Source organism: Angustibacter peucedani, assembly GCF_054779595.1.
In genome coordinates this window covers 21,741-33,318 of the sequence record NZ_BAAGXY010000042.1, presented here as the reverse complement: position 1 = coordinate 33,318, position 11,578 = coordinate 21,741, and the positions used below count along the sequence as shown (strand labels likewise).

Annotated in this window: 12 protein-coding genes; 7 read left to right on the top strand and 5 right to left on the bottom strand. The window is 74.8% G+C overall.

The window, feature by feature from the left end; genetic code table 11:
• Positions 1-32 precede the first annotated feature (32 nt).
• Genes nhaA through ACYVJ4_RS09475 form a run of 3 tightly spaced genes read left to right on the top strand, consistent with a single transcriptional unit; the run spans position 33 to position 2,685 of the window.
• Complete coding sequence (nhaA, locus tag ACYVJ4_RS09485) at positions 33-1,352, top strand: Na+/H+ antiporter NhaA (RefSeq protein ID WP_460459908.1); 1,320 nt, start codon at positions 33-35, stop codon at positions 1,350-1,352.
• Positions 1,349-1,762: a phage holin family protein gene (locus ACYVJ4_RS09480; RefSeq protein ID WP_460459879.1), complete on the top strand. Its 414-nt coding sequence runs from the start codon at positions 1,349-1,351 to the stop codon at positions 1,760-1,762. Before nhaA ends, ACYVJ4_RS09480 begins: the two co-directional genes overlap by 4 nt.
• On the top strand, positions 1,759-2,685 hold the full coding sequence (locus tag ACYVJ4_RS09475) for an alpha/beta fold hydrolase (RefSeq protein WP_460459878.1): 927 nt from the start codon (positions 1,759-1,761) through the stop codon (positions 2,683-2,685). Before ACYVJ4_RS09480 ends, ACYVJ4_RS09475 begins: the two co-directional genes overlap by 4 nt.
• A gap of 406 nt (positions 2,686-3,091) precedes the next feature.
• Here the strand turns inward: ACYVJ4_RS09475 and ACYVJ4_RS09470 are convergent, their stop codons facing one another.
• From ACYVJ4_RS09470 to nth, 3 genes are read right to left on the bottom strand one after another with little or no spacing between them, the layout of a single operon-like run.
• Positions 3,092-4,285: a MarP family serine protease gene (locus ACYVJ4_RS09470; protein WP_460459877.1), complete on the bottom strand. Its 1,194-nt coding sequence runs from the start codon at positions 4,283-4,285 to the stop codon at positions 3,092-3,094.
• Positions 4,282-4,941: an NUDIX hydrolase gene (locus ACYVJ4_RS09465; protein WP_460459876.1), complete on the bottom strand. Its 660-nt coding sequence runs from the start codon at positions 4,939-4,941 to the stop codon at positions 4,282-4,284. Before ACYVJ4_RS09465 ends, ACYVJ4_RS09470 begins: the two co-directional genes overlap by 4 nt.
• Positions 4,938-5,744, bottom strand: coding sequence for an endonuclease III (gene nth / locus ACYVJ4_RS09460; protein WP_460459875.1), 807 nt, complete (start codon positions 5,742-5,744; stop codon positions 4,938-4,940). The genes ACYVJ4_RS09465 and nth overlap by 4 nt, the downstream gene beginning before the upstream one ends.
• 108 nt (positions 5,745-5,852) lie before the next feature.
• Here nth and ACYVJ4_RS09455 point away from each other — a divergent pair, with 108 nt between their 5' ends.
• From ACYVJ4_RS09455 to ACYVJ4_RS09440, 4 genes are all read left to right on the top strand, one after another.
• Positions 5,853-6,200 carry a hypothetical protein gene (locus ACYVJ4_RS09455; protein WP_460459874.1) on the top strand — a complete coding sequence of 116 codons (348 nt, stop codon included), beginning with the start codon at positions 5,853-5,855 and terminating at the stop codon, positions 6,198-6,200.
• An 81-nt stretch (positions 6,201-6,281) separates the two neighbouring features.
• Complete coding sequence (locus ACYVJ4_RS09450) at positions 6,282-6,959, top strand: Crp/Fnr family transcriptional regulator (protein WP_460459873.1); 678 nt, start codon at positions 6,282-6,284, stop codon at positions 6,957-6,959.
• 69 nt (positions 6,960-7,028) lie between these two features.
• Complete coding sequence (locus ACYVJ4_RS09445) at positions 7,029-9,017, top strand: putative bifunctional diguanylate cyclase/phosphodiesterase (RefSeq protein ID WP_460459872.1); 1,989 nt, start codon at positions 7,029-7,031, stop codon at positions 9,015-9,017.
• The gene (locus ACYVJ4_RS09440; protein ID WP_460459871.1) at positions 9,014-9,910 is read left to right on the top strand and encodes an ABC transporter substrate-binding protein; all 897 of its coding nucleotides are present in this window, start codon (positions 9,014-9,016) and stop codon (positions 9,908-9,910) included. Before ACYVJ4_RS09445 ends, ACYVJ4_RS09440 begins: the two co-directional genes overlap by 4 nt.
• Here ACYVJ4_RS09440 and ACYVJ4_RS09435 read toward each other — a convergent pair.
• Both ACYVJ4_RS09435 and ACYVJ4_RS09430 read right to left on the bottom strand, forming a co-directional pair.
• Positions 9,894-10,685, bottom strand: a complete 792-nt coding sequence (locus ACYVJ4_RS09435) for an MBL fold metallo-hydrolase (RefSeq protein WP_460459870.1) — start codon at positions 10,683-10,685, stop codon at positions 9,894-9,896. The two genes, ACYVJ4_RS09440 and ACYVJ4_RS09435, sit on opposite strands and share 17 nt — an antisense overlap.
• Entirely contained in the window at positions 10,682-11,488 is an 807-nt protein-coding gene (locus ACYVJ4_RS09430; protein WP_460459869.1) for an NUDIX hydrolase, read from the bottom strand. The genes ACYVJ4_RS09435 and ACYVJ4_RS09430 overlap by 4 nt, the downstream gene beginning before the upstream one ends.
• Positions 11,489-11,578: the final 90 nt, after the last annotated feature.

The following is an 11,578-nucleotide window of genomic DNA, read 5'->3' as shown; positions in this document are numbered from 1 at the left end:
TGGGCCCTGCCCACGACGACGAGGACGGCGCCATCAGCACTCCCTCCACCCTCCGCCGGGTGCTCGCCCGCACCGCGAGCTGGCCCGAGGCGAGCTACGTCGCCCGCGCGCTGCGCACCGAGACCGTCGGCGGCCTGCTGCTGCTCGGGGCGGCCGTCGTCGCCCTCGTCTGGGCCAACTCGCCCTGGCGCGACGGCTACGCCGACCTGCGGCACGTCACGTTCGGTCCGAGCGCCCTGCACCTCGACCTCGACCTCGCGACCTGGGCCGCGGACGGGCTGCTGGCGCTGTTCTTCTTCGTGGCCGGGCTCGAGCTCAAGCGCGAGCTCGTGGTGGGCGACCTCCGCGACCCGCGCAAGGCGGTGCTGCCCGTCGTCGCCGCGCTGAGCGGCGTCGCCGTGCCGGCCCTGCTCTACCTGGCGGTGTCGCACGGGGCCGGCGGCGCGAGCCGCGGCTGGGCCGTCCCCACCGCCACCGACATCGCCTTCGCGCTCGCGGCCCTCGCGGTCATGGGGTCGCACCTGCCCTCGGCGCTGCGCACGTTCCTGCTGACGCTCGCGGTCGTGGACGACCTGGTGGCCATCACGATCATCGCCTTCTTCTACACCGCAGACCTGCGACCCCTGCCGCTGCTGACCGCGCTGGTGCCCCTCGCCGCCTTCGGCCTGCTGGCCCAGCGCCGCCTCGGGCGCTGGTGGCTGCTCGCGCCCCTGGCCGCGGTGACCTGGGCGCTGGTGCACGCGAGCGGCGTGCACGCGACCGTGGCCGGGGTGCTGCTCGCCCTCACGGTGCCGACCCGCCGACGTCCGGACGAGCGGGCCGCGCCCGCGGAGCGCCTCGAGCACGTCCTGCGGCCGGTCTCGGCCGGGTTGGCGGTGCCCGTCTTCGCTCTCATGGCGGCCGGCGTGACGCTCGTCGGGGGCGGTCTGGGTGACGCCGTCCGCGACCGGGCCGCCTGGGCGGTGGTGCTGGCCCTGGTGGTCGGCAAGACGGTCGGCGTGCTCGGCGGCACCTGGCTGACCGCCCGCTTCACCCGCGCCGAGCTGGACGACGACCTGGCCTGGGCCGACGTGCTGGGGGTCTCGGTGCTCGCGGGCATCGGCTTCACGGTCAGCCTGCTGGTCGGCGAGCTGGCGTTCGGCAGCGGCTCGCCGCGCGACGAGCACGTCAAGGCCGCCGTGCTCGCCGGGTCGGCGCTGGCCGCGCTGCTGGCCGCCGTCGTGCTGCGCCGGCGCGAGCGGCACTACCGCCGGATCGCGCAGGAGGAAGCGCGCGACGACGACGGCGACGGGGTGCCCGACTGCTACCAGCCCGAGCACCCGCACCGCTCTGCCCCTACGCTCGAACCATGAGCGAGCCGACCACGAACGAGCCCACCGAGCGCACCCTCGGCCAGCTGGTGGCCGACGCCTCGCACGACCTGTCGACGATCTTGCGGTCCGAGGTCGCCCTGGCCAAGGCCGAGCTGAAGGCCGACGTGCAGGCCGCGGCGATCGGCGCCGCGATGTTCGCGGTGGCCGGTGTCGTCGCGTTCCTCGCGCTGATCCTGCTGCTCATCGCGGCCGCCTACGGCCTGGTCGCCGCGGGCCTGTCGCCCTGGCTGGCGTTCCTCGTGGTGGCGGGGGTGCTGCTGCTCGTCACCGTGGTGCTGGCGCTCGTGGGCAAGTCGCGCCTGAGCAAGGCCGGGCCGCCCGAGCGCACGATCCGCACCTCGCGCGAGACGGTGGCCACGCTCAAGAACGTCAAGCCGCACAGCGGGTGACCAGCGTCGACGCCACGCACGTCCTGCACGACGGGCCGTGGCAGCACCGGTTCGTCGCGGCCAACGGCGCCCGCTTCCACGTCGCCGAGGCCGGCGAGGGACCGCTGGTGGTGCTGCTGCACGGCTTCCCGCAGATGTGGTGGTGCTGGCGCGCGCAGATCCCCGCGCTCGCCGCCGCGGGCTACCGGGTCGCCGCCATGGACCTGCGCGGCTACGGCGCCTCCGACAAGCCGCCGCGCGGCTACGACACCCCCACGCTCGCTGCGGACGTCGCCGCCGTCGTCCGCTCGCTCGGCTCCGACGACGCCGTGGTGGTCGGGCACGACTGGGGTGGCTGGGTCGCGTGGTCGATGCCGGCCCTCGAACCGGCGGTCACCCGCGCGGTGGGCGCGCTGTCGATGGCGCACCCGCTGACCTTCAAGCGGGCCGTGCGCCGCTCGCGCCACCAGGCCGTCGCCAGCCGGTACCTGTGGGGGTTCCAGCTGCCGTTCCGGCCCGAGCGCCAGCTCTCGCGCGGCGGCCCGGCGGTCGGTCAGCTGCTGCGCGCCGGGTCGGGGTCGCCGTCCTGGCCGGGCGACGACGAGGCCGGCCGCGAAGTCGTGCGGGTCTACACCGAGGCCATGCAGGTGCCGTTCGTGGCCCACTCGGCCATGGAGTACTACCGCTGGTCGGTGCGCTCGACCCTGCGCGCGGACGGGCGCTCGTTCGCCGAGCGGGTCGACCGCGCCGTCGTCGTCCCGGTGCTGCAGCTGCAGGGCGTGCGCGACCCGGCGGTGCTGCCCGAGACCGCCCGCGCGTCGCGCCCCTGGGTCGACGGCCCGTACCGCTACTCCGAGCTGCCGGACGCCGGGCACTTCCTGCCCGAGGAGGCGGCCGACGAGGTCACGGCCGCGCTGCTGGACTGGCTGGCCGGCCTGCCGTAGGGCGGCCGTCCCCGGTGCGGCCACTCTGATCGACCGGCTCGTTGCGGCAGATCCGGTTGTCGGCCAGGGGGCGCCACCGCGGCACGGTCCTCGCGGTGGGGTGGGTGCGGCCGTGAGTGCGGCGCAGATGCTGCGATCACGACGTCACCGCCGCACCCACGGCCGCACTCATCCAAGAACCGCACCTTGCCTGTGCTGAATCACTCAACTCGGCAGTTGAGGACGTTCGGCGGGCGACAGGTCGGGTCCGGATCGCATGATCACGGCGGGGTCCGGTGGCAGGGCGCCTGTCGGCATGGTCGGACGTCGCCGTCCCTCGCCTGCGGGGCGGGAGTGCATGATCACCAGAGAGCATGCCGGGCGGACATGGTCGACGAGGCTCGGGCTCGCTGCCCCTGAGCTGGGCTCAGCCGGCCGAGCAGCCGCCGGTCGAGACCTGCTGGTCGGCGGTCATCCCCTCGTCCAGCACGGGCTTCGCCTCGTCCATGGTGAGCGCGTAGCCGGTGCGGTCGTCGTCCAGGCTCTTGGCGAACACCACGCCCACGACGCGGCCCTGCGGGTCGAGCAGCGGCCCGCCGGAGTTGCCCGGCTGCACGCGGGCGTAGAGCGAGTAGACCTCGCGCACCGAGGGCTTGGAGCCGTAGATGTCCTCGCCGCGGGCGGTGATGACGTCGCGCACGCGCGCCGAGTCCAGCCGGTAGGGGCCGTTGAGCGGGAAGCCGGCGACCACCGCGGTGTCGCTGCGCTGCAGGTCGGCGGCGCGGTCGAGCGGCGGGGCGGTCAGCCCCGGGACGTCGATCACCGCGAGGTCGCGCACCGGGTCGAACACCACGACGCGCCCCTCGGACGCCGGACCGACGCCGCCCACCCGCACCATCGGCCGCTGCACGCCCGACACGACGTGCGCGTTGGTGACGACGACGCCGCTGGCCAGCACCCAGCCGCTGCCCTCCTGCGAGCGCGAGCAGGCCTCGGCCACGCCGGTGATCTTGACGATGCTGCGGGCCGCGCGCCGCACGCCGGCGGTCTGCACGACGTCCGGGTCGGGTGGCTCGACCGGCCGGATGATCTCGGGGCCGAAGCCCTCGAAGACCCGCGGGAACCCCTCGGCGTCGAGCAGCGAGCGGAAGCCGGCGAACACCCGACCGGTGGCCGACGGCACGACGGCGTCGATCGCGGCCACGATCCGCGACCGGCCGACGGCCTTCGACAGGGCGGGTGACGGTCCGCCGCGCACCGCGCCGGCGATGAGCGAGACCAGCAGCGAGACGGCCAGCAGGCTGGCGACGGCGCCGAGCACCGAGTCGACCGCCCGGGCCGGGCCGCCGGTGACCCGGCTGCGCAGCCGGACGCCGACCGCCACCGCGAGCGCCTGCCCCAGGGCGGCGGCCAGCAGCACGCCGACGACGATGAGGACGACGCGGCGCAGGTCGCCGTTGCTCGCGGTGAACGAGCGGTCGAGCAGCTTCGGCAGGCCCCACATCGCGAGCGCGCCGCCGCCGAGGAACCCGGCGAGCGAGCAGAAGCCGACGACGGCGCCCTGCCGGAAGCCCGAGACGGCGTACCCGATCAGGACGAGCGCGAGCAGGAGGTCGATCACCGCAGCAGCGCCAGGACGTCGGCGGGCAGGTCGACCACGCGGTCACGGTGCCACGGCTGCTCGAGTCCCGCCAGCGCCAGCACGCGCGACAGCAGCCCGGCGGTGAAGCCCCACACGAACAGGCCGCGGACCGTGAAGGCCGGGCCGAGGTACCCGCTCGGGTGGCGGGCGGTCACGCGCAGGTCGGGGTCGAGCAGCTCGCGCAGCGGCACCCGGACGACGCGTGCGACCTCGGCCGGGTCGACGGCCGCCACGGGCGACGGCGAGCGCCACCAGGCGAGCACCGGCGTGACGACGAACCCGCTGGGCGGCAGGAACAGCGACGGCAGCTCGCCCAGCACGTCGACGCCGTCGGCCCGCAGGCCCGTCTCCTCGACCGCCTCGCGCAGGGCCGCGGCCACCGGCCCGGCGTCGTCGTCGTCGACCGAGCCGCCGGGGAACGAGACCTGGCCGGCGTGCGAGCGCATCGAGTCCGCCCGCTGGGTCAGCAGGACGTCGGGCTCGCCGTCGTCGTCCGTGCCGAAGAGCATCAGGACGGCGGAGGGCCGGCCGCCGTCGTCCGGGGGAAGGAAGCGCGAGAGGTCCTCGGGACGCACCGAGCCGGGCACGCGGCGCAGCCGGTCGAGCCAGTCCGCGGGGACGACGTCCGCGGTCACGCGGGCGCCTGCTGGGCCTGCTCGGCGCGGGCCGCCTCGATCGCCGCGCGCTCGACCGCCTCGTCGGCCCGCTCGAACTTCAGCAGCTTGCGGGCCTTCGCCGGGTCGGTCTCGCCCTCGCCGTAGGCGGGGCACAGCCGCTGCACCGGGCAGGCGCCGCAGGCCGGACGTCGGGCGAAGCAGGTGCGCCGGCCGTGGAAGATCAGCACGTGCGACAGCATCGTCCAGTCGCGCTTCGGGAACAGGGCGCCGACGGCGTGCTCGACCTTGACCGGGTCGGTCTCCTCGGTCCACCCGAAGCGCCGGACCAGCCGGCCGAAGTGCGTGTCGACGGTGATGCCCGGCACCCCGAAGGCGTTGCCCAGCACCACGTTGGCCGTCTTGCGCCCGACGCCCGGCAGCGTGACCAGGTCGACGAGCCGGGGCGGCACCTCGCCGTCGAACCGCTCGACGAGCGCGGCGCCGAGCTTCAGCAGGCTGTCGGTCTTGGCCCGGAAGAACCCGGTGGGCCCGAGGACGGACTCCATCTCGGTGCGGTCGGCGGCCGCGAGCGCCGCGGCGTCGGGCCAGCGGGCGAAGAGCGTCGGCGTGACCTTGTTGACCATGACGTCGGTGGTCTGGGCCGAGATGATCGTGGCCACCAGCAGCTGCAGGGAGGTCTCGAAGTCGAGCTCGCAGTGCGCGTACGGGTAGAGCTCGTGCAGCTCGCGGTAGGTGCGGCGGGCCCGGCGGACCAGCGCCACGGGCGGCGCCGGCACCTCGGGTGCGGGTCGCGTACGGGTGCTGGGGGTGGCTCGGGGCACCGCCACAGCCTACGGGCCGGTCCTGACAGCGGACGCCGATGATCCGGTCGGGTGAGACGCGCCGGGCGATCCTCAAGCGAAGGCCCCCGCACGGCGAACGATCCTGCTGTGAACGTCTCCACCGAGCAGCCTCTGTCCGACCTGCGTGCCGAGCGACGCCGGCTCAGCGAGCGGGTCGCCCGGCTGTCGTGGCTGCGCCGCCTGGTGGCCGCCCGCAGCGACCTCGAGGTGGCCCGGCTGACCGGCGTGCCGTCGTCCGCCGACGACCTGGAGCCGGCCGTGCGCGCCGCCCTGGCGCTCGAAGGTCCCCGTGGTCCCGAGCTGCTGCACGCGCTGTCGGAGACCTCGCGCCGGCTGGACGACGAGTCCACGCGCACGCAGGAGCACCTGGACGCGCTGACCGGCGAGCTGGTCGAGCGCCTGGCCCAGGACCCGGGCAGCTGCCTCGCCGGCTGAGCCGATGTTCGTGCCGGGCGGCGCAGTAGGGCAGACTCCTCCCCGTCACGAGCGGGTCGAGCAGACGTCGAAGGAGCCACCGTGGACGACGACATCGTGCGCAGCGCCCCGCTGTTCGCCGCCCTCGACGACGACGCGGCGGCCTCGCTGCGCGAGTCCATGGTCGAGGTGTCGCTGGGCCGCTCCGAGGAGCTGTTCGCCGAGGGCGACCAGGGCGACCGGCTCTACGTGATCGTCGAGGGCAAGATCAAGCTCGGCCGCACCAGCGGCGACGGGCGCGAGAACCTGCTCGCGATCCTCGGCCCGGGCGAGATGTTCGGCGAGCTGAGCCTGTTCGACCCGGGGCCGCGCACGGCGACGGCCACCTCGGTCGGTGACAGCCGGCTGATCGGCCTGGGCCACGACGCCCTCGAGCCCTGGCTGATGCGCCACCCCGAGGTCGCCCAGAAGCTGCTCAACGCGCTGGCCCGGCGGCTGCGGCGCACCAACGAGACCCTGGCCGACCTGGTCTTCTCCGACGTCCCCGGTCGCGTGGCCAAGGCGCTGCTCGACCTGTCGACCCGCTTCGGCAAGCCCGCGGACGACGGCATCCTCGTCGCGCACGAGCTGACCCAGGAGGAGCTGGCCCAGCTCGTCGGCGCCTCCCGCGAGACGGTCAACAAGGCCCTGGCCGACTTCGCCACCCGCGGCTGGCTGCGCCTGGAGGCGCGCGCCGTCGTCCTGATGGACGTCGAGCGGCTGCGGCGCCGCGCCCGCTGACGCGCGCGAACGGGTGACCGCCCCAGGTCAGGGGCTCATGGCGGTCCCCGACCTGCCGATAGGACGGTCATGGTCTGGGGACGTCGGCAGCGCACGGGCTCGCGCCTGTTCGCGGTGTACGCAGCGGTCAGCCTGGTGCCGGTCACGGCGCTGGGCGGCCTGCTCGTGGCCGGGTACCACGACCAGGCGCTGCAGCGCGGCCGCGACCAGGGACGCGCGCAGGCGGCGGTCATCGAGGAGATGGCCATCGCCCCGGCCCTCAGCGGGGTCGACCTCGCGCACGGGCTGGACGACGCCGAGCGGGAGCGGCTGCGCTCCGCGACCGACCTGGCGATCTTCAGCGGGTCCGTCTCGCGGCTGCGGCTGCGCAGCTTCACCGGCTCCGTGGCCTTCTCGGACGACGGCACCGTGCTCGGGGCGGTGCCGTCGTCCGACCCGGCGTTCCAGCGGGCCGCGAACGGCGGCACGTCCGTGCGCATCGTCACCGACCCGGCTCAGGGTCCGGGGCGCACGGTGCGGGTGCTGCAGCCGGTCGTCGCAGCGTCCAACGGCCAGGCCACCGGCGTGCTCGAGGTCTACCTGCCCTACGAGGCCATCGCGCAGCGGGTCGCCGCCGACACCCGGCACACCATCTGGCGCCTCGGCCTCGGCCTGCTCGGGCTCTACTCGGTGCTGGCCCTCATCTCGTGGTGGACCACCCGCGCGCTGCGCCGGCACGCCGACCAGCACGAGCACCAGGCGCTGCACGACGGCCTGACCGGCCTGCCCAACCGCGAGCTGTTCCGCCGCACGGCCGAGGACGAGCTGGCCCGCAGCCGTCGCGGCGACGGCGGCGCGCTCGTGCTGGTCGACCTCGACCACTTCAAGGAGGTCAACGACACGCTCGGCCACCACGCCGGCGACGAGCTGCTGCGTGTCGTGGCCCAGCGACTCAGCGGCTCGCTGCGCACCGACGACACCGTCGCGCGGCTGGGCGGCGACGAGTTCGGCCTGGTGCTGCCCCGCGCCACCGACCGCGACAAGACCACCGCGCTGCTGCAGCGCGTGCGCCGCGAGCTGGCCGAGGAGATCGTGCTCGGCGACGTGTCGCTCAGCGTCGAGGCGAGCTTCGGCGTCACCTTCTACCCCGACGACTCGGACGACGTCGAGGGCCTGCTGCAGCACGCGGACGCCGCGATGTACCAGGGCAAGCACGGCCCCACCGGCGTCGTGGTCTACGCCGCCGGCGCCCAGCAGCACGGCACCCACTCGCTCGTGGTGCAGCAGGAGCTGCGCCGCGCGCTCGACCGCGACGAGCTGGTGCTGCACTACCAACCCAAGCTCGAGCTCGGCACCGGTCAGGTGCACGGCGTCGAGGCGCTCGTGCGCTGGGACCACCCCGAGCGCGGCCTGCTGCCGCCCGGGGAGTTCCTGCCGGTGGCCGAGCGTTCCGAGCTCATCGAGCCGCTCACCACCTGGGTGCTGCGCCGGGCGCTCGCCGACCACGTGCAGTGGACCGCGCAGGGCATCGAGTGGACCGTCGCCGTCAACGTCTCGGCCCGCAACCTCGGCTCGCTCGACTTCGCGACCGTGGTGGCCGACCTGCTCGCCGAGAGCGGCGTGCCGGCCGAGCAGCTGCGCCTCGAGGTCACCGAGACCGCGCTCGCCTTCGACACCGAGACCGCGGCCCGCGTCGTCGAAGCCCTTGCGGCGCAGGGGATCTCGATCTCGGTCGACGACTTCGGCATCGGCTACACGAGCCTGTCGCAGCTGCGCTCGCTCGCCGTGCACGAGGTCAAGATCGACCGCACCTTCGTGGCCGGCCTGTCCGGCAGCGAGCAGGACCGCGCGATCGTCGGCTCGGTCATCGACCTCGGCCACAGCCTCGGCTTCGTCGTCACCGCCGAGGGCGTCGAGACCGAGGACGTCGCCGACTGGCTCGTGGACGCCGGCTGCGACAACGCCCAGGGCTTCCTCTGGGCGCGTCCGGCGCCCTGGACCGAGGTGGCCCGCACCTTCACCGAGACCGACCGCGAGCCCGTCGCGGCCGGCCCCCTGGACGAGAGAACCGCACCATGAACCGCCACCCCCGCGCCCTGGTCGCCGCCGCGGCCGCGCTCGTCGCCCTGCTGCCCGCCGCGTGCGGCGACGGCACCACCGAGGCCGCCCCCGCCAAGAAGCCCGCCGGCGCGAGCTTCGACCGCGCGCTGCACGACCTGCTGCCGCAGTCGGTGCGCGACAAGGGCGTCATCGTCGTCGGCACCGACGCGTCGTACGCGCCGATGTCGTTCTTCGGCCCCGACGGCCGCACCATCGTCGGCATGGAGCCGGACCTCGCCGCCGCGGTGGGCACGGTGCTGGGCGTGCCGCTGAAGTTCGAGAACGTCGACTTCACCGAGATCCTGCCCCGCGTCGAGAAGGGCACGCTCGACCTCGGCGTCTCGGCGATGACGGACACGACCGAGCGCGAGAAGGCGGTCGACTTCGTGAACTACTTCAGCGCCGGGACGTCGATCGTCGTCCAGCGCGGCAACCCCACGGGCATCACCGACGTGAAGGACCTGTGCGGCAAGGTCGTCGCGGTCGAGGAGGGGACGACGCAGGTCGACCTCATGCAGCGCTCGCAGGCCAACTGCACGACCCCCATCAAGCTCAAGACCTTCCCGACCAACTCGGACGCCCTGGTGCAGCTGCGCACCGGCCGGGCCGCGGCGGTGCTCAACGACTTCCCGCCAGCGAGCTACCTGTCGAACGACGCCCGCACCAAGTCGCACTACCAGCTCGCCTCGACCACGCAGTACGAGCCGGGTCTGTACGGCATGGCCGTCAGCAAGGAGCAGACCGGGCTGCGCGACGCCGTCGAGGGCGCGCTCGAGCAGCTGGTGCGCGACGGCGGCTACCGCACGGTGCTGCAGCAGTGGAACGTCCAGGCCGGCGGCGTCGACGAGGTGACGATCAACTCCGGTCGCTGAGGTAGTCGAGCTGGGCCCGCACCGAGAGCTCGGCGGCGGGCCACAGCGCGCGGTCGACGTCGGCGTACACCCGCTCGACCACCTCGTGCGGGGTGCGGTCGCCGGCCTCGAGGGCGGCCCGCACCTGGTCGAGCCGGGCCCGGCGGTGGGCCAGGTAGCCCTCGACGGCCGCGGTGGCGTCGTCCAGCACCGGTCCGTGACCCGGCAGCACCGTCTGCACGACACCCTGTGCCGCAAGGGATCCGAGCCGCTGCAGCGACTCGAGGTAGGCGTCGAGCCGGCCGTCGGGATGGGCGACGACCGTGGTGCCGCGGCCGAGCACGGTGTCGCCGGTGAGCACCGCGCCGTCGGCCGGGACGACGAACGACAGCGAGTCGGACGTGTGCCCCGGCGTCGCGACGACCTGCACCTCCAGGTCACCCGCGCGGACGACGTCCCCCTCTCCCAGTCCCTCGGAACCGCTGCGGTGCAACGGGTCGAGCGCCCGCACCGCCGAGCCGCTGAGCTCGGCGAAGCGCCGGGCGCCCTCGCTGTGGTCGAGGTGGCCGTGCGTCAGCAGGGTGCCCGCCACCGTCGCCCCCAGCCCCTCGACGACGGCCAGCACCGCGCGGAGGTGGCCCTCGTCGTCCGGGCCGGGGTCGACGACCAGCGCGGACGACGACCCCGGTTCGTGCAGCACCCAGGCGTTGGTGCCGTCGAGCGTCATCGGCGAGGGGTTGGGCGCGAGCACGCAGTGCGCCCGCGGGGTCGCGGTGCCGCCGCGCCAGGGCGTCACGCCGGGCCGCCGGGCTCGTCCTGCAGACCCGACGCCGGGCCGGGCTCGCCGCCGCCCACGCCGTCGAGGTCGACCCGGATCACCAGCTCGTCCGGGCGCCGCACGACCCACGGCATCAGCAGCCGCACCTCCCGCGGGCTCGTGCGCAGCGCGGTCACGTCGGGAGCGGCCGCGACGTCCTCGAGCGTCACGACCGTCGGCGGCATCATCGCGAGCGTGCCGTCGGCACCGCCCGCCGCGGCCTCGCGGGCGGGCAGCCAGGCCGTGTGGTCGGCCTCGCCGCCGACGTGCCGCGCGCGCTGGCCGCTCGGCAGCTCGGCCACGAAGAACCAGGTGTCGTAGCGCCGCGGTTCGAAGACCGGCGTGCACCAGTGCGACCAGACGGCGAGCAGGTCGGTGCGCAGCTCGAGACCGCGCCGCTGCAGCAGGTCCGTCAGCGCGATCGTGCGGTCGAGCAGGGCCAGCCGGTCGGCCTCCCAGGAGTCGTCGTCCAGGTCGGCGACGACGTCCTCGCCGGGCGCGCCGGCGAGCAGCACGCCGCACTCCTCGAACAGCTCGCGCACCGCCGCGCACACCAGTCCGGCGGCGGTGGGCTCGTCGACGTCCAGCCGCCGCGCCCACTCGGCCAACGGGGGTCCGGCCCAGCGCTCGGGCGCGCAGTCGCGCGGGTCGACGCCGCCGCCGGGGAACACGTGCATGCGCGCGGCGAAGGCCATGGAGGCGACCCGCCGCATCATGAACACCTCCGGCCCGGCCTCGCCGTCGCGCACGAGCACGACCGTGGCGGCCGAGCGAGGGGTCACGCGTTCTGCCTCCCCGGACGCCGCGAACGTCGTAGCGTGGTCCGCGATCCGCGGGGGGAGCGGGAAGTCTCGGAACATGTCGCGATCGTA